The 17,926-nt window shown below is 57.2% G+C and carries 16 protein-coding genes and 1 pseudogene; 4 read left to right on the top strand and 13 right to left on the bottom strand.

Annotation, left to right across the window (positions count from 1 at the left end):
- The 11 genes from HW561_RS12940 to HW561_RS12890 form a co-directional block, all read right to left on the bottom strand.
- A complete protein-coding gene (locus tag HW561_RS12940) occupies positions 1-1,122 on the bottom strand; it encodes an FIST N-terminal domain-containing protein (RefSeq protein ID WP_235962890.1) in 1,122 nt (373 codons plus the stop codon).
- 45 nt (positions 1,123-1,167) lie between these two features.
- Positions 1,168-1,887: a response regulator gene (locus HW561_RS12935; RefSeq protein ID WP_176865382.1), complete on the bottom strand. Its 720-nt coding sequence runs from the start codon at positions 1,885-1,887 to the stop codon at positions 1,168-1,170.
- A 91-nt stretch (positions 1,888-1,978) separates the two neighbouring features.
- Positions 1,979-3,184 carry a BatD family protein gene (locus HW561_RS12930; protein ID WP_176865380.1) on the bottom strand — a complete coding sequence of 402 codons (1,206 nt, stop codon included), beginning with the start codon at positions 3,182-3,184 and terminating at the stop codon, positions 1,979-1,981.
- Positions 3,181-3,855, bottom strand: coding sequence for a tetratricopeptide repeat protein (locus HW561_RS12925; protein ID WP_176865378.1), 675 nt, complete (start codon positions 3,853-3,855; stop codon positions 3,181-3,183). Before HW561_RS12925 ends, HW561_RS12930 begins: the two co-directional genes overlap by 4 nt.
- Positions 3,852-4,751 carry a vWA domain-containing protein gene (locus HW561_RS12920; RefSeq protein WP_176865376.1) on the bottom strand — a complete coding sequence of 300 codons (900 nt, stop codon included), beginning with the start codon at positions 4,749-4,751 and terminating at the stop codon, positions 3,852-3,854. The genes HW561_RS12925 and HW561_RS12920 overlap by 4 nt, the downstream gene beginning before the upstream one ends.
- The gene (locus HW561_RS12915; RefSeq protein WP_176865373.1) at positions 4,748-5,710 is read right to left on the bottom strand and encodes a VWA domain-containing protein; all 963 of its coding nucleotides are present in this window, start codon (positions 5,708-5,710) and stop codon (positions 4,748-4,750) included. The genes HW561_RS12920 and HW561_RS12915 overlap by 4 nt, the downstream gene beginning before the upstream one ends.
- The gene (locus HW561_RS12910; protein WP_176865371.1) at positions 5,703-6,050 is read right to left on the bottom strand and encodes a hypothetical protein; all 348 of its coding nucleotides are present in this window, start codon (positions 6,048-6,050) and stop codon (positions 5,703-5,705) included. Before HW561_RS12910 ends, HW561_RS12915 begins: the two co-directional genes overlap by 8 nt.
- On the bottom strand, positions 6,047-7,024 hold the full coding sequence (locus HW561_RS12905) for a DUF58 domain-containing protein (protein WP_176865369.1): 978 nt from the start codon (positions 7,022-7,024) through the stop codon (positions 6,047-6,049). The genes HW561_RS12910 and HW561_RS12905 overlap by 4 nt, the downstream gene beginning before the upstream one ends.
- A complete protein-coding gene (locus tag HW561_RS12900; protein ID WP_176865367.1) occupies positions 6,949-7,905 on the bottom strand; it encodes an AAA family ATPase in 957 nt (318 codons plus the stop codon). The genes HW561_RS12905 and HW561_RS12900 overlap by 76 nt, the downstream gene beginning before the upstream one ends.
- Before the next feature lie 87 nt (positions 7,906-7,992).
- The gene (locus HW561_RS12895; RefSeq protein WP_176865365.1) at positions 7,993-8,919 is read right to left on the bottom strand and encodes a hypothetical protein; all 927 of its coding nucleotides are present in this window, start codon (positions 8,917-8,919) and stop codon (positions 7,993-7,995) included.
- A gap of 487 nt (positions 8,920-9,406) precedes the next feature.
- Positions 9,407-10,165: a DnaA N-terminal domain-containing protein gene (locus HW561_RS12890; RefSeq protein ID WP_235962889.1), complete on the bottom strand. Its 759-nt coding sequence runs from the start codon at positions 10,163-10,165 to the stop codon at positions 9,407-9,409.
- Positions 10,166-10,559: 394 nt separating this feature from the next.
- Here HW561_RS12890 and HW561_RS12885 point away from each other — a divergent pair, with 394 nt between their 5' ends.
- A complete protein-coding gene (locus HW561_RS12885) occupies positions 10,560-11,867 on the top strand; it encodes an AAA family ATPase (protein ID WP_176865363.1) in 1,308 nt (435 codons plus the stop codon).
- Positions 11,864-12,970 carry a ParB N-terminal domain-containing protein gene (locus HW561_RS12880; protein ID WP_176865361.1) on the top strand — a complete coding sequence of 369 codons (1,107 nt, stop codon included), beginning with the start codon at positions 11,864-11,866 and terminating at the stop codon, positions 12,968-12,970. Before HW561_RS12885 ends, HW561_RS12880 begins: the two co-directional genes overlap by 4 nt.
- 65 nt (positions 12,971-13,035) lie before the next feature.
- Here HW561_RS12880 and HW561_RS12875 read toward each other — a convergent pair whose 3' ends face one another.
- A complete protein-coding gene (locus HW561_RS12875; protein ID WP_176865360.1) occupies positions 13,036-14,103 on the bottom strand; it encodes a tyrosine-type recombinase/integrase in 1,068 nt (355 codons plus the stop codon).
- 268 nt (positions 14,104-14,371) lie between these two features.
- On the opposite strand from HW561_RS12875, the pseudogene HW561_RS12870 reads away from it, so the two are divergent.
- Positions 14,372-15,106 (top strand): annotated as a pseudogene (locus HW561_RS12870) (DDE-type integrase/transposase/recombinase).
- A 31-nt stretch (positions 15,107-15,137) separates the two neighbouring features.
- Here HW561_RS12870 and HW561_RS12865 read toward each other — a convergent pair.
- On the bottom strand, positions 15,138-15,458 hold the full coding sequence (locus HW561_RS12865; protein WP_176865358.1) for a hypothetical protein: 321 nt from the start codon (positions 15,456-15,458) through the stop codon (positions 15,138-15,140).
- On the opposite strand from HW561_RS12865, the gene HW561_RS12860 reads away from it, so the two are divergent.
- The gene (locus tag HW561_RS12860; RefSeq protein ID WP_176865356.1) at positions 15,457-17,898 is read left to right on the top strand and encodes a N,N-dimethylformamidase beta subunit family domain-containing protein; all 2,442 of its coding nucleotides are present in this window, start codon (positions 15,457-15,459) and stop codon (positions 17,896-17,898) included. The two genes, HW561_RS12865 and HW561_RS12860, sit on opposite strands and share 2 nt — an antisense overlap.
- The last annotated feature ends 28 nt before the right edge of the window (positions 17,899-17,926 follow it).

Here is a 17,926-nt window from a genome sequence, read left to right as displayed (position 1 = left end):
TTAGCTCAAATCTCGCACGACAGGTTCGAAGAAGGCTACGCCAACAAAGGTCTGATTCATGTGAACGCCGGATTGCTGTTCGCCATATGTGTTGAAACCGATCACACGTCGGGTCTGCAAAACGTCCGAGACTTGCCTGCTAAGCTGCTTTTGTTCGATTTCCAGTTTGCGCAGAACGCAATCGAATCCCAGGATGAAGTCGGGTGATTTCCCGGCACTGTCGTGAATATCCAGCCCCGCCTCCAGCGTTTCGATGATTTCCTTGCCGCGGCCGAGCGTCATGATCAGACCATCATCAATCGCAGCCAGAAAAGACAGCGCCTGGCCGTCGGTCACTTCGCGGATTGCACGCACATAGTAATTCAGGTTTTGCCGCAACAACATCGGGTTTTCCGCAAAGACCTGCGGAGAAAGATCTTCGGCTGCGCATCCGACCAACCGCGCATATTCCAATGCCGCAGGCGCCCCATTGATTTCATACACCATCCGCTCTTCGGGATCGGCATCCGTGATGATGATCTCAGATCCTATGGGTAAAAAATGATCGAACCCGATACCCTGAAATTGCAGGTTGGTTTCGATCTGAAGAAGCACCGAGGCATTGCAGTGTATTTCACCATTGTGCAGAACAAATGTCTCTTCATATTGCAGACCGTCGCCGGCGGAACCGCCAAAAATCGGCAAACCGTCAAGAACGGTCTCGAGTGTGGAAACAAGCAAATCCTCTTGCTTTGAAAGACCGTCGGAAAACATCAATGCCAACCGGTTCCACCCTGCGGTATGACGGAACTTTTCCACCTGCCGCTGCGCCTTGGCCGCAACTTCAGTGGAATTCAGCGGCCTGATGTTTTCGAACAGTATTGAAGAACAGCGGAAGTTCGCCTTCGGAAAAGCCAACAACAGCAGGGCATCCGATTCATACCCTTTTACCGTTATCTGCCCGGCCGTTGTGCACCCGAACACCGGCACACCGGCCAGTTTATAGTTCAAAGCACGCGTTACCTCGGCGGGGTCAAGTTCGTTGGGAATAAACGCCAGCACAAAGCAGGATAAGGCGCAGTCGATTTCCGCACAGGCCTCATTGACAGCGACGTAGGGGTCCAACGCCTGGGAACGTCCCATGCCAATAAACTTTGGTCCTTGCTCCAGTTCTTGCATATGTGACCTTCAGTGCTGCAGAAAGGACTTAACCTCCGGTTCATGTCGCGCCCGCCGTGCCAGTACCGAGTCGACCAGAACGGCGGCCTGGGTCCGGTTTCGAACGCCAAGTCGACGCAACAGCGCGGTGATATGTGCCTTGACCGTCGCTTCAGCCAAAGAAAGCTCATAAGCGATCTGTTTGTTCGATTTGCCGACGCAAATGAGTTTGAGAATACGAACCTGCTGTGGCGTCAGAGTCGAAAGTTCCGGGCTGGACTCATACACATCGGCTTTAGCCGATTTTGTTTCCTCTACCTGGCTGTATTCCGGAGGGACATACCTGCGTCCGGCTGCAATCTCGCCAATGACCCGTTTCAGCGTCTGCGCCGAGGCATCCTTGGGCAGGAAGCCCATCGCGCCATGCTCGATCAGCGATCGCACCAGTTCGCTCGATGCAAGCGACGAAATCACCAAAACGGGCACCGAGGGCCATCGTTCCCGAAGTTGTTGGAATCCGGAAATGCCGGTCACATCGGGCAGCTTCAGGTCAAACATGATCAAATCTGGTCTGAATCCTCCGCTCAGCACCTCAAAGGTCTGCTTGAGCGTCTTGGCTTTTTTGATACGGCATTCCTCAAAACTCAGCTCCAGCGCAGCGGCCAATGCATCGCTATAGAGTGGATGATCATCCACAATCAAAACGTTGGAAACCTGGCCCACCGCTTTGGGGTACCCCACCGTATTCATTAGTTCTCCTCCGAGGGGGAAGGTACAGCAAATCCGAATTGTTTCAAGTTGATACCTGAAAATGACGGGGGAGCGTTTGTTCAAAATAATGTCACCGCCCTGAAGCCCTGTATCCACCAGCCCGCAAAAACCGTCTGGCGAAATCCATCAGATCAAGCCCAGATGCTTTGGGATCAAAGTAGCGACGGTCAAATTCCATGATCAGTTCACGACGCGTTTCTGACACAACATCGCGCAGAACCATCGCCGCTGCGGTCTGGCGCAGCCTTGCAACCTGGCCGGTTCTTGCAAAGCGCCGCAACTGCCAGGCAAGCGGGTCAAAAAAGCTGAAACGCGCCGGTGCACGCCAACCTATAAGCCGATGTTTCGACATGCCTGCTCCTACACCGATCAGAAACACTGCAACGGCCAGCATGGCAGCGGGCCAGCCGGGCAACAGTGCTTCAGGGGGGCGAGGTGTTGTCTGCGGTGAAGCATCCTGACCTGACACAGTTCCATAGGCAATGCGTTGTGCGGAAATGGTGACCTCTCTGTCCTCGCGTTCAATTGTGTCGAAATAGCTGAACTGCAAGGGCTCCACGATGCCTGACGTGTCATTGGTCGGGCGGATCGTCCACCGCCAGAACGCATAGGTTACAGGGCCTTCAGGGGTCAGCTCAACCAGTCGTTTTTCAGGATGGGCGAAGATCATGGCCGAGGGTGAGCGCAGCTCTGGCATGGGCGGAATCATTTCCGGCGTTGCACCCAGTGCTTCAATCCGGATCATCCGCAAAACACCTTCGCCCGGCGACAGCTGATCCGGAGCATTCGACCACTGATCCGAGATTTTCAGATTTCGCACAGGAAACCACCAGCCCGCCGTTGCAGGCGCCTCGGCCACCTCGATGGTCAGCGGCTCTGACTGGATTGCGTGTCCGAACCAATTATCGTTCTCATCCGTCAGGGTCAGATTGTGTGTGAACCTTCCAATCGTCAGCTTGCCCGGGCGCACCGGATAAATCGCCATGCTTCGGGTAAACACTTTGAAGTTCCGACCATCGATCCGTTCTTCCGACCAACTGTCCGGTCCCAGTTGCGCCCAGCTGAAACCGTCGAAATCAGGCTGTATCAGCTGTTCTCGCGTAACGTGACGCCCGTAGATGCCCCTGATTGTGACAAGGATCATTTCATGCGTGAACGGCGTTACACTGTTATCGTCGATCGACACTTCAATCGACAGCTCGGACGGCAGTACCGTTTTCGATTGTGCCATCACCTGAACAGGGATCAGCAGACCGATCAGGATCAACCATTTCATCGCGGGTCCTCCGGCTCTGGCGGAGATAAGCCCAGCTTTGCACGACGTGTATGCTCCTGCGCGATGCGCGCGGCCATGAATTCACCCGGTACATCCGACAGTTGATTCAGCCAACGCCCATCCGCCACCATGAACTTGTCATCAAAGATACGCCGAACGCCCAAGCGCCCCCGGCTGTCCAGCTCGGCCAGACCCAGCATGGTGTTGGAATTGGTAACCTCGCTGCCTGTTCCGGCCGCGCGCGCATCGCCGCGCGCAATGAAACTGTCCGCCTTTGGTCCGAATTTGCGCTCTGGAAACAAGCCAAGCGCCGCCGGGTCGATCTGCAGACCGGCATAATAGGCCGCCACAACGTCAAAATTCGCCTGCGCATCCGGATCGCCGCGCTTGATCGCCTGATCGTAGGCCTCAAGCGCGGCGGCGATGCGTCCGCTATGCGCTTTGGCATTGCCCAGATTATAGAAATCGTCCGCTGCGTCGAATGCCTGTGCCGCAGCGTCGAAATCACCCGCCCGATACAGTGCCACACCCTGCCACGCAGGATCCTGAAAGGCGCGGGCCGCGACAGCATTCAACCCCAGCGCAAGCCCGACCCGGCCGAAGGGTGCAGTCCCGCCCAACGCAAACGCAAGCATAACAAGGGCAGTGCCCAATATGGCGAGCCACTTCATGCCTGCCCCCTCCAGAACAGAAACAAGAGAGGAAACAGCGACAGCACCAACACGTATCGTCCCAGATCGTGCCAGAACAGAACCGAGTACTCGGCTTTCTCAAGCCGTGTCGAGACATCATCGGACAGCCATCGGCCCAGATCATCCGTCTGATCCAGCGTGAAAATCGTCCCGCCCCCGACGCTGGCATGGGTCTGCGCCTGTGCGGACGTCTCGTCCGAAACCACCAGAGAAACCCGCACACCGTGATCGACAAGCGCTGCGATCTGTTGCAGCGACGCAGGCCCCAACCCCGCGCCGTCTGAAAACAGAACGATATCACCCGCCAAGACACCCGCATCTTGAATCCGCTGCCCGGCAAGGGCCAGTGCCCGTTCGGGCCGCGAGCCTTTGTCCGGCACCGTATCGGCATCGATCAGCGAAAAGGTCTGACCCAACTGCCTGTGATCCGTCGTCATGTCCGTGGCGACATAGGCATCACCGGCATAGACGATTATCCCACCCGGCCGCGAGCCCAAAGCTCCTACCCCAAAGCGGCCCATCGTCAGCATCTGCGGCCACCGTGCGTCTTCCGTCACGCTGGCCGAGACATCAACGACAAAGAAAACTCCATCCAGATTGCGATAGGTCTGTGCATCCCGCCGCTCGACCGCCGGTCCCGACAGGGCGATGACACATATCCCTACAACAGAAAGCAACGCGATCAGAGGCAGCGGTGTGGCGGCTGCCTCAATCCGACTGATGACCGCCATGGCGCGCATCAGTTGCGGGTCCGCGACCCTGTCCCAATCACCAAAACCCCCGGCGCGTGACAGAACCCACCAGCCTGCAAGCGCCAACCCTGGCAGCAATATCAGCCAACCGGGTCGGAGGAGGGTGAAGTCCAGTTCGCTCATCCCTCCCGCCTCCAGACCGCGAAGAGGGCCAGCGCAGCGGCAAGCGCGGCAGGCCAGGTCCAGTAGTCGCGATAAATCTCGGCTGAAAGACCGGCGCTGTCTGTCGCCTCTAGTCGGTCCAGTGCCTGTGTCACGCTGATCAGATCATCGGTCGTCTTGACCCGAAAACTCTCGCCACCAGAAATCTCGGAAATTGCGCGTAGCGTGGCCGCATCCACCACACCGCGTTCACCAAAATTTGCGCTTTCCAGGTCCTTCGGCCCCAGCGCAATGGTGTGCACGCGAACTCCCATTCCATTGGCAAGCTCGGCAACGCCGCGCGGATTGGTGGCGCCAGCATTGTTTACACCATCAGACAGCAGGATCACGACGCGCGACGCCGCCTGACTGTCAGCCATACGTTTCAACGCAAGACCAAGACCGTCCGAGATGTTTGTTGCCCGTCCCGAGATGCCAATGTTCGCCTCTTCGATCCGGAGGGCGACCGCCTCGGTGTCAAAGGTGAAGGGGGTCGCATAATACGCCTCGGACCCGAACACGATCAATGCCACCCGGTCCCCGCCCCTGCGTCGGGCAAAGTCCGCACCCACAGTGGTGACGGCCTCCAACCGGGTAATCTGGCGGTTATCCAGAAAAAAATCATCTCGCACCATCGACCCGGACAAATCCAGCACAATGGCCAGATCACGGCCTGACACCTTGAGGGCGCTGACCGGCGTCAACTCACGCGGGCCGGACAGCGCGAACAGAGTCAGCCCCCACATCGCCCAAAGCAACACCCTGTCTGCGAAAACACGACGACGCGCACTGCGTTTTGGCTCGGCTGCGATCAATATGTCGCCGATATGGTCGGGAACGGGCAAACCGCGTTCCAGCACAGGTCGGGAAACAAGAACACGTGCGATCAACAAGGGCAGAGGCAACAAAACCAGTACCGCAGGATCGGCCAGCTCAAACACGGCGCGCAACCTCCTCCTCTAGCTCGGCCAGATCCGGCCCGCCACCGGGGCGGTACAGATCACCCTTGAGCGCCGCGTACCGCTTGGCATCCTGTTTGCGAAGAAGATGTAGCAGGGCGATCCGGCGTCGGTCATCAGACCAGTCGGGCCTGTCACTTTGCGCCTCGCTGCGTTTCGTGCTGAGCAAACGCAGAACCGCAACAACACATACTGCAGCCAGTGCCGCCATACCTGCTGTCAACACAAGCTCGGCCAGCAGCCCTCCGGGTGCCTCGACGGGCAGGCGGATATCCCTCAGGCTGGTCAGCATCGCGGCTTCGGACAGGGCGGTCTCGCTCATGCGACATACCGTTCCGCAAGCGCCACAGAAATACGCCGGCCCGTATCCTCGACCGGATCACTGGCGTTCAGGACCAGCGCAGGGTGTCTGGCGACCTGTCGGTAAATGGTGTCAGTCGCTGAGCCTGAGCCGGACAAATACACACGCTTTTGACGGCCATCCGATAGGCGGATCGGGTACCAACCGCTGGGCATTTCGTGTGTTTTGCTTTCGGTGATCAGAACAAGGCGCGGGGTTCGGCGATGCGCAAGCCTGCTCAATCGGTCCCCCAGATCGTCTCCGGGCTGATCAAAACCCGAGGCGATGATTACTTCTGACCCGGGCGGCGTCAGACGTTCAGTGCTCGTCAGGGCCTGTTCTAAAGTCAGCCCGTCATCCTGTCCCGATTGAAGGGCCGACAAACTATGTGAATGCGCCTGCACCAATCCGCCAATCACGTCCAGCATGCCCCGGGTCCGACCGCGTGGCGGAATGATCACCGGTGCATCTGCCGTGATCGCCAAAAGCCCAACCCGTCCGCCGTTCTGCACCAGATGCCATCCGATCAGAACCAAGGCTTCGGCGGCTGCGACCGATAAAAACGCGCGTTGCAAACCCCAGAACATGGGCGCGCGAAAATCGGCAATCAGCAAGGACACCCTGTCACGTTCTTCCTGAAACTGGCGGATATGCATACGCCCGGTCCGCGCCGTAGTACCCCGGTCAAGGTGACGGATATCGTCGCCAGCCACATATTCCCGCACATCTGCAACCTCGATACCCTGCCCGCGTTTACGGGTCAGGAAACCGCCGGGCAAAGCTGCAACAGGGGGGGTGGCACTGTCTGACAACGCAACGCGCCTCAGCGCAATTAAGGCTTTGGTGGAAAGGCTGACGCCTGCATGTGACAGCGCGCCCGTCACAGCGGTTCGACCGCGTTCAGGATATCCGCGACCAGTTCGCGCGGCTTTCGTCCATCCGCGACGGCCCGCCATGTCAGAACCATCCGATGCGCCAGCGCGTCCGGGGCCACCGCCGCGACATCCTCGGGCAAGGCAAAGTCCCGGCCCCGCAGATATGCGCGCGCGCGCGCGGCAGAGGCCAACGCAAGCGATCCGCGTGGAGAAACCGCATGTTCGACATGCTCGGCGAATTGCCCTTCGCGTGTCGCCGAAACCAGCCGCACGATGTAATCCCGCAATTCCGGTGCCAGATATACGGCGCGGGTTTCAGCACGCGCCAATCGCAGTGCTTCAAGGGTCATTCGCACAACATCGGGGGGACCGTCCTGAGTTTCGGCGATCACCAGATCCAGAATCTGACGCTCCGTTTCCAGATCCGGCATGGTCAGGACGACATGCAGAAGGAACCGATCCAACTGCGCCTCGGGCAGCGGAAAGGTCCCATCGTGTTCAATAGGGTTCTGCGTGGCTATGACCAAAAACGGATCGGGCAATGGGTGGGTCTCATTGCCAACAGTAACCTGTTGCTCGGCCATTGCCTCAAGCAGCGCCGATTGAACCTTGGGAGGTGCCCGGTTGATTTCGTCGACCAGAACCAGAGTATGAAAGACCGGCCCCGGAACAAATTCAAACCGACCATCCTGCGGCTGATACACAGGTGTGCCGGTTACGTCCGAAGGCATCAGATCAGGGGTGCATTGAATGCGGGCAAAGCTTCCTTCCACCGCGTTTGACAACCACTTCACCGCGCGGGTTTTGGCCAAACCTGGCGAGCCTTCGACCAGCAGATGCCCGCCTTCCAATAGCGCGATCAACAGGCATTCAACCAGATGTTCATGCCCGACAAGCCCCCGCGACAAGTACCCGGACAGCTCCGCGACCGTATGCGGCCGGTTTTCAGATCTGGTGTCCATAGGTCCTCCCTGCGGCCTGTATTGGGTCGCGTTGCCCCCAAACAAGCTAACCGGAGTCCCCCATCCAGCAAAATATACCCGATGGTATTACCTTTGAACCTGAACGGCCGTGGTACAGCCTTCATCAAACAAAACCGAAAACTGCGGATCTGCCAGCGTGGCATCGGCCTGCGCCCACAGATTGTCATATTGGCTGGTGATGTAATCGATGAAACCCGGATCAATTGTTTGATCGACAGGCGCCTGCGCAATGGCGTGCATCATGAAAACGTCAAAGGCGCACAGACCTTCAGGATTTGAGCTTAGCAAAGCGCGCATGAAATCATGCGAGCTCCACGGTAGCCTTTGTAGATTCACCGGTGTTTCCTGTAGTTTAGACAAAAACCCCGACGCTTTGTCGTACAAAAGAATATCCATCCCGAACGTGTAGGACTGGAACAATTCTTCAATCAGGATCGACTTGTGAAAGGCCGTCTCCAGCAGGTCGGGTCGACGGTGGGCAGGTTGCTTGACCATAATATGCGTCCCCTGCCCCCGACGGCCAAAGAAGGTCTGCGCCATTGCCGGCGACGTCACCACATATCTGCGTCCGACAGGCAACCCGAGCTGATGAATTTCACTGAGCCAGTCCAGATCCGACGACAGCTCGCGGTTTGGCGGGTATCCGGAATACAGTCGCAAAACCACTGTTCGGCCCGTTCCGCAATTTCTCGCTGACAGGCCAGCGTACCGCATGGGCGCGGGGTGTCCAAAACTGTGCTTCAGCAAGGCGTTAAAGGCCTTCAGGGTCGCCAGAGTCTGAGGATGAGGCGGCTCACCCACCAGACATAACGAAGCCCCGGCCAGATTTCGGCCATTGATGTGAACTGGTATCGCAAGGTCCCGGCCCAACATAGTGGACCGCAGCTCATACCCCCAGCCACGTTGAGCGAGATCGACATAGTCGCGTTTTTCAGCATGAACCGCCGTTGCCAAAGCAACAACCACCAACATCTGAAAAAATACGAGCCACATGAGCATCCCCTTGTCACCGAAACGTAGCGCGCGTGTCGAAAGAGGTCCACATTGGCAAAAGTTAACATGGCCCGCGGTGGTATCGACAATGTTACCAATTCCGGACGGGCATGCAGGCGTGGTCGCGCTACGGACAGCTCGGCTCTCGGAATGGCTTTGTTATGTTGTTGATCTTGGTTTGAATGGAGATTCGGGTGCAAACCTGCTGAAAGCCGACGCGGCCGACATTGCGGAAGAGAGCAGGATCATCAGTTCGTAAAGCGGTGTTTTCTGTATATGTGTGGCTTCAAGTCTCGAACTCGATCCGAGAACAGCAATTCCCTAAGGCGACTTCAGGCATTCAGTTTTTTGCAGAGATCGCTGGACGGGTAGGTCAAAGCGAAGGATGTTCCCAATCTTTCTGAAATTTTTCTGCAGCCAGTGCTATTGATGGGCGCAGCGCGCAAACCCAACCAGCGTTATGTCAAAACGCGCAACGGAACCACACCTACTCCGCTGCTTCAAACCGCAGGTTGCGTATCTCGGGGTCTACCCGGGAATAGGCGGCCAATAGACGTCCTGACCATTTTTGAGCAATATAGTCGGCCATGAACCGCGAGGGCGCAATCAGCGTTACCATCCCCCCTGCCCTGTCAGCCTCGGACAGATGCTGGAACCAACTGGCCCAAAGCTCAGGATCACGACCGTGCAAGATCGACTGAACCTGTGTCCAAACATCGGTTTCTGTTGCATCTGGCGGTGTGAGTTTAACCTTGAACGGAACTATGTTGGTCTCAGCTTCCGGTTCCTCGATCATTCGAGCCTGGAAATCCGTCCCGATCACCGGCCAGATCTCGGCGGTGTCGATCATGATCTGCTTCAGATCAAGCTCGTATACAGCAACGCGCCCGCGGGCAGCAGGGCGTTTGACAGTCACCCATCCCGTGGCACGGAACTTTGCCATCTCGCGCTTTACAGTGCGTTCATTCACCGACCAGAGCCTGGCGATTTCTTCCCGTCCGATCGACAACTCATTGTTGCGCCAGTTGTAGCGGGTTGTGATCAGGGCAATTATACGCAGAATGCTGCGCTGACGATGCTTGTCACCCGATAACGCGTGAACAGCCAGCGCTGATAGAATGTCATATTTCAGGGCAGGCGCATTTCGCCCGACCGGTTTTGCAACCTGCATGCTCGTTTTCACCGCTCTGTCCACCTCATGCGGTGTTTCACCGCCAGTCTTGCGCCGTTTCCCAACGCTTTTCATCGTGTTGCCCTAATTAGCGTCCAATCCAACGATTCTGTCAAGCTGAGTCTGAGCGGAGTCCGTTTTACGGGCAATTCCAATTCAAATTACAAAAAGAAATATGGTGAAGTAATGGTGATGGGGGACACCCATGCTGCCCCCCTATTGGCCTCTTTTGCCCCCCTATATGGGGCATTACCGAGACTCGTGCCCCCCTAAATCTTGCGCGGTCAACCATGAGTTCCCGCGTTTACGGCCGGTATGCCTTTCGAATCAATCAGAGCGCCGATCGGCCTTGTATTCTTACCCGTGGGTAAGACTTCACTCTTATCATAATTTCTTTTGCCTAAATCGCAAATCCGGCGTAAATAGGAAAAATATAAAAATTAGCGTCCCAAAGGATGAGATACGAGGCATGTACACGCACGAAGACCTGAACGCATTGCGCAACCAGTCCCTCAAACTACAGGGTTGGATTCGCCAGCAGACCTTCAGTCCTGAAATGGAAAAGACCCTCCGGCGGTTTTCAAGTTGGGAGGTGTCCGAACTGATCTTTAAGGTCAACCAATCGACCTTTCGCGGCAAGCTGGCCGCCGACCCGTCGCTGCCCGGTGGGGAAGTTGAGCCTGATGGGCGTCAACGTTGGTTCAGTCTGGAGGAAGTGAATGAGCTGCGTCGCCGGCTGAAGGTGAACCGCAAATCCTTGATGCCGCCCCGCCCCACGGGCAAGCGCGCCATTCGGGCGGCGGTCGCCAATTTCAAAGGTGGTGCGGGCAAATCCACTGTCGCGCTGCATCTGGCCCATGCGGCCGCTCTGGATGGGTACCGCGTGTTGGTGGTGGATTTCGATCCACAAGCGACGCTGAGCCATTCGATGGGCCTGACAGATGTTACCGAGGACTTTACCGTCTGGGGCATCATGGCGCGGGATCTGATTCGCGAGACGGAAAGAATGAACAGCCGCTCTGCTGCGGCTGAATCCGGAACCGCCCTGCCCCGCCGCGAATTGCCACCTTCAATCACCGATATGGGCCTTGGCGATCTGCGTATTGGCGACTTCATCAAGCAGACCTCCTGGTCCACTATCGATGCGGTTCCCTCCTGTGCCAACGCGGCCTTTGTCGAATTTGCCTCAGCACAATACCGGCACCTGAACCCCGAATGGTCCTTCTTTGCGGCGGTGTCGCGATATTTGGATCAGATCCCCGATGATGCTTATGACCTGATCCTGTTTGATTGCCCCCCAGCGATTGGGTACCAGTCGATGAACGCGGTGTTCGCGGCCGATATGCTCTATGTCCCTTCGGGACCAGGCTACTGGGAATATGACTCGACCACATCTTTCATCGGTCAGCTGGCTGAGGCGCTCGAGGATTTGGCCTATGGGTTTGACCAGACCTTACCCACGGGTAAGATCGGCCTGCCGAAAACCTTCTGCGAACTGCGGTTTTTGTTGACGCGCTATGAACCGGGCAACGCCTTGCATTTGGCCATGTTTGATGCCTTCCGCAAAGTCTTTGGCGAACACGTCGCAGAACATCCCGTGGAAATGACCCGCGCCGTCGAGCAATCGGGGCGCTTTCTGAGTTCGGTCTACGAGATGGATTACCGGGAGATGACACGAGAAACCTGGCGCCGCGCTCGCTCGACTTTTGATAACGTCTATGAGGAATTTCGGGGCGTGATGTTGTCGGCCTGGGATAAACTGGAGGATGACGCATGAGCCGTAAACGCAGAATGTTTGATATCGACATCCCACCCATGGACGATATCCCGGTCGGCAAGGTCCCTGACAAAGCGCTGGAAAAGCGGCGCGGCCCGATGGCGACCGCTATCTCGGAAAACGCGAATGCACTGCGTGACCAACAATCGACTGAGGAAACCATCCGTGCCGAAAATGATCGTCTTGCGCATGAGTTGGTGCGCTTGCGATCCGAAGGGTTGGTGACCGAGCATGTGGCACTGGCGGATGTTGTCACCGAAAAACTGACACGTGATCGCAAGGTCGGACCGGATCCGGAACTGGAGGAGTTGAAGGATTCCATACGGGATATCGGGTTGTCGAATCCGATCCAGCTTGAACGCCGATCCGATGGCCGCTTTGATTTGATCCAGGGCATGCGCCGACTGTCTGCGTATCGCGCTTTGCACGAGGAAACAGGTGAGAGCATCTACGCCAAAATTCCGGCAGGTATTTCGGATGCGACTGTTCTGAATGACAGCTACCGACGTATGGTCGATGAAAACTTGATCCGTAAGGATATCTCTTTTGCCGAAATGGGTGCGCTGGCTAGGGCCTTTACTGAAGATCCTGCGAATGACTGCTCGGATGTGGACAAGGCGGTTGCGATCCTGTTCAAGTCTGCCAGTTACACCAAACGGAGCTACATCCGCGCCTTCGCCAGCTTGCTGATGATGTTGGACAAAGTTTTAATGCACCCCAACGATATCCCGCGTAATTTGGGGGTCGAGCTAAAACGCAAACTCGACGCCAATCCGGGTTTGATCCGTCAGGTCAGCAACGCGCTGATGGCCGAACCGGATCGGGACGGTGCGCATGAAGTGGCAATCTTGCGGACCTTTGTGACGTCCGGGGCGGGTGCAGCGAAGAAACCGATAGCAACCCCATCAAGCAAGACACGCCGCGCGAAGACAACGTTTCAGGTCTCGGGGCGGGCAGGGGTCGCGAAATGCTCTGCCTCCAGTGGACGGATCGAATTGCGCTACGATCTGGATTTCACCCGAGTGGACCGGGCAAAATTGGAACAAGCCATCGCAACTTTGATCGAAGACCTGCAGGAAGAGGACGCTCTTACCCACGGGTAAGATTCTTTAAAACCGACTATCTCAAGAAAACCGCCAAACAAAAGTGTGGCGGTTTTCTTGCACGATTACCCCAACAAGTCCGTTGCAGGGTTCTCCGCAATATCGACGTCATCGTAATATTTCTGCGCCTGAGCCAAAGAGCGGTGCAGGGACAGGCGCATGGCGGCCTGGATCGGAGCGCCATCGAGCGCGGCCTGGGTCAGAAACCCCGAGCGCAGCCCGTGCGGTGAGGCGTAGTCTTCCGGCAGCCCGGCCAGTTTTAGCCGGTGTTTGACGATCTGATAGATTGCATCCGGAGACAGGCGGCGTTTCAGCACGTGGTCGGCCTTGGAGATGGGGCGGAACAGAGGCCCATCCTCGATCTCTCCAACCTCGATCCAAAACACCAATGCCTGCGCCGCGCGCCCCTTCAGCACCAGCCGCGGCGTTTCACCTTTGGCTGTCGTCTTGGTCTCCAGCAGTGAGATCCAGATCAGGCCTTTCTTGTCAAACTCCCTGCAGGACACATCCGCGCGCCGCAACCCAGTGAGTTCCGACCGCCGTCGGCCGCCAGAGGCCCAACCCAGCATCAAGAGGGCCCGGTCGCGGCAATCGCGGCGGCTGCCAGTACAGGTGGCCAGCAGCTGCTCCAGAATATCGCGGGTGATCGGATGGGTCGATTTCGGGGCAGGGGGCCTTGCAGCCGCCCGGCGCGCCTTGGCGCGGGCCTGTTTTACCTGTGGCGTGCCAAAGGGGGAGGTGAGGTTTTTCATCCGGTGAAAGGCCAGCCAGGAGGCGATACGGCGGTCCAGCGTGGACGGCGCCGGGCAGGTGAGGGATTTACGCAACCCTTGCATAATGAGCGCTTCTGCTGTTTGACGCGCGATGCCCTCCTCTGGCGCGTCACTGAGATCCCGCGCGTGATCAAGCAGGAAGGCGAGGGCGGTGGGTTCGGATTCTGGCCAGTCCAATGCGCTGCCGAAGCGCGCAGTCTTCCAAGCGGTGATATAGAGCAGATCGCGCTCATAAGCCCGCAATGTGTTAGTGGGCGTGCCCCGCACGTAGAGATCGGTGAGCGCCTCCTGATCTGCAGTCGAGAGGGCAGGGGAGGTCGCTGGTAGATAGCGTGCTGGTGTGTGTTCTTTGGCTGTCATGACCCGCAGTCTGGATCACTTTCCTCGCAAAATCAATCATACATGATAAGCGATACTTATCAGATATAATTAGAAAACACCTATTTCTCTTACCTAATGCGCAAAAGCATTAAATAATGCGCTCCATGAACCTAGTGGGATTAGTTTTAGATAGAAAACCCGCCATTGGTTTGCAGACCTACCTCGATATATTCGAAGCGATCTTTCTCACATGTTCGAGCTTTGGCCTTTGTAGTGCCAGGACCAGTGCGCCGAACCGGTTTGTCTGATCGGAGGTTGGTCTGTAACTTCTTTCAACGGTGTGTCGTATCTGAAGGATCTGACCCTGTTCGCCGCTTTCTTTTCAGTCGGCAACAGTGTTTTGATCGGGATCTTCAACAACTCATGGCGAAGCGCGGCGTATAGGTTGATCACTTGGCGCTCAATCGTGGGTCGGGCAAACTCGTACGCCATTGCTCAAGAAGCGCGTCGTCAAAAGGCACGACGTGACCGCTCCTGAAGAATGGAGGAGACTTGTATCAAAGCTCCAGGCGCATCTCTCCGCCTTTGTCGAACCGTGGACAGTCAAGAAGATCGGAAAATGATCCGAGGGATCGTTTCTCTTGTCAACGGCCAGCCAATTGAGTTCACACCTTCGCGACGTCGAAATAAGTCAGCCGCTTTGAAATTTTTCGCACAACATGTTGGGGGCGGTGGACTTCCTCGAAAGACCGTTGTCTATAGAAGCGGCGCCAACGCCGGCGGCATTATGGTTAGTAACAAAATGCTGAGAGGCTTTGGCTGCCCAATTCCAATCGAAATGGTGAGGCGCAAGTATCTCAACAATATCGTGGAACAGGACCACCGTTTTATCAAGCGGCGGACGTGACCGATGTTGGGGGTCAAAGTACTCGCATCAGCAGCAGTGACGCTGGACGGAGTCGAATTTGCCAACATGATCCGCATAGGGCAACTCACGCCGGGAATCTGTCCATTTCGGCAATTTGCAGAACTGGCTGCTTAGCCCGCCGGTATAGAGCTATCAACGTGGCCATTTAAAACTTCGCAACAGAACCCTGAAAGCTACTTGTTCGCCCAACATCTAGAGCAGCGGTTGTAGCGAATGGCGGCAACAGATTGGCGAGGGTGCTGATGTTTGACAACAGACTTTTGGTAAATCGAGGCCGGTGTTTGTTCCGGTACTCTTCATTTTGGCAGAAACTGGCTTTTAAAGCCTTGGCCTGATGTGATTTTTGCCAGGCGATTGGCCTACGCCAATCGTACTGCAATCCATCTGGACAAATCGCCGTGACCCAAAAGACTTCTGCTTTGAATTCCGACCAACTGAGCCGCCGTGGCTTTTTGAAAGCGTCCATGAGTATGGCCGCGTCTCCTGCAATGTTGGGCGCTGCTGCAACCACGGTCGCAACAAAAGCTGCGGCCCAACAGGCCGAACCGGGGCTTGAAAGAACTCTGATCGGGTATCCTTCGCGCCTCAGTTGCCGCCCCGGGGATCGGGTCGAGTTCAAGGTCAGCGCTTTCAACAATGACAGTTTCGAGGCTGATCTGGTTCGCATTTTCAACGCCGACAATCTGTCCGTTTACAAGGACCGTTTCGATCTGCGCCCGGTTGAGGCCGATTTTGCAGGCACCTATGATGGCATCGCACAACCCCTTAACAACGGGTCCTATGTCGAAGTTCTTGACGCAAGTGCGCTGGACGGGCTGAACAGCTTTACCGTAGGCGCCTATGTCCTGCCCACCTTCCTGCCCGGCGATTTCAGCGAAGAGATCGATCCGAACGCAGCCTATATCACCTCGCCCAGCATTGGCGGCACGGTGGCCGAGCAGTACATGGTGTCGCGCTATGATGCGGTTTCGCAAACCGGTTGGGCGCTGCTGTTGGAAGACGACGGGCGCGTCAGCTTTCTCGTGGCCGACAAGGGGAACATGACCAAAGCCACCACGCAGGGCGCGGTGCGCCAGTGGGATTTTGCCTATGTGGCCGGGATGTATGATGCGCAGGCGGGGCTGCTGCGGGTCATTTTGCAGGATATGCCGATCAGCGCCGGTGATCGGTTCTCGGCCCGCCGTCAGGTGGGCGAGACCGCGTTTTCCGGCCCTGTGCCGCAGACAGGACTGCTGCGCGTGGCTGCTGCGGACGGCGGTCCCGGCACAGGGCGGCATAACGTGGCCGCAGGGGCCTTTACCGGACGCATCGCCGACCCGCGCGTGATCAGCGGCGCGCTTTGGGGTGCGGATATCGACCGGATGCGGGCCGAGGAATTGCCCGGCGATCTGGCCGCGCGTGCGATGCTGGATCTGGATTTCAGCCAGGGCATCGGCATGCTGGCCACTGCTGATCTTTCGCAAAACCGCTTGGAAGCCGAGGTGATCAACACCCCGTTGCGCGCGGTGTTCGGCCCGTTCTCGGATTTCAAATCGCAGGACTGGACCAAGGACGCGACGCCCTTTGATGCGATGCACTTTCACGCCGACGACCTGCACGATGCCGAGTGGCAGACCAGCTTTGCCTATACCATTCCGTCCGATCTGCCATCGGGCTGTTATGCGGCGCGGCTGACACAGGGTGACTTTGTCGAATACATCACCTTTTTCGTCAGCCCGCCCAAGGGTAAGCGGACCGCGAAGCTGGCGTTGCATATCGCCGAATACAACATGCTGGCCTATACCAACATGCTGTACGCGGTGCTGCAGCCCGATGCGTTTTCAGGCATTCCGGCCAATCAGGATGACCTGAATTTCATCATCAACAACCGCGAGTATGTCTATGGGTTCTACAACACCCATCTGGACGGCACCTCGTGCAACTATGCCTCGTATCTGCGGCCGATGCTGAACCTCAAGCCCGGCTGGAATGCGTATAACTTCACGCTTGATACGCATCTGATCGATTTCCTCGACAAGGAAGGGATCGCGGTCGACATCCTGACCGACGAACTGCTGCATCAGGAGGGCGTCTCGCTGCTGGAAGGTTATGATTGCGTGATCACCGGGGCGCATCCCGAATATGTCAGCCACGCGGAATGGGATGCCGTGGTCGAATATCAGGCGCAGGGCGGGCGCATGATGTATCTGGGCGGCAATGGCTGGTTCTGGTCGGTCAGCCCGCATCCTAGCGCGCAGGGCGCGATCGAGTACCGCAAAAACACGCTCTGGTCTGAACGCGTGATGGAGAACGGGTTGCGCGGCGGTGGTTTCTGGGAAAGCGACCGGCGGCTTGAGAGTGTCTTTGGCGTCAACATGTCGGGCATGGTCTTTACCGGTTGCACCGATTTCCACAAAACCGCCGATGCCGAGAACCCGCGCGCGTCTTGGATCTTTGACGGCTGCACCGAGGGCGAGAACTTTGGTGCCTACGGCGTCGACAACAATCAGCCCGGCGCTTGCGGGTACGAATTCGACAAGGCCGATTTTGACCTTGGCACGCCCCGGCATGCGCTTGTCATTGGCAGCTCGAACGCGATCCCAGGTCTGATTGAAGAGACCCAGATGGGCACCATGGCGCTGAACCTGTCGCATAGCCCGGCCCCTGAACGGGAAACGACCACCCGCGCCGATATCGTCTTTTTCGAAGGCCCCAACGGCGGGGCGGTCTTCTCGTCCTCGTCTATCTCGTGGTGCGGCTCGCTGCATGAAAATGACCGCCAGAATGATGTGGCGAGCATCACCGGAAACGTGATCCGCCGCTTCCTTGATCCAACGCCGTTCCCAGCCCTGCCAGACGACAGCGTCAAGCCGGTCGAGCGGTTGCCCAGCGACTGGTACCAGGAACTGATCAACCGCGACACCTGATCTGTTCGGCCTGTTTTGCGGTCCCTTC

This window comes from Ruegeria haliotis (assembly GCF_013377785.1).
GTDB classification, from domain to species: Bacteria; Pseudomonadota; Alphaproteobacteria; order Rhodobacterales; family Rhodobacteraceae; genus Ruegeria; species Ruegeria haliotis.
This window is presented reverse-complemented; position numbering and strand designations above follow the sequence as displayed.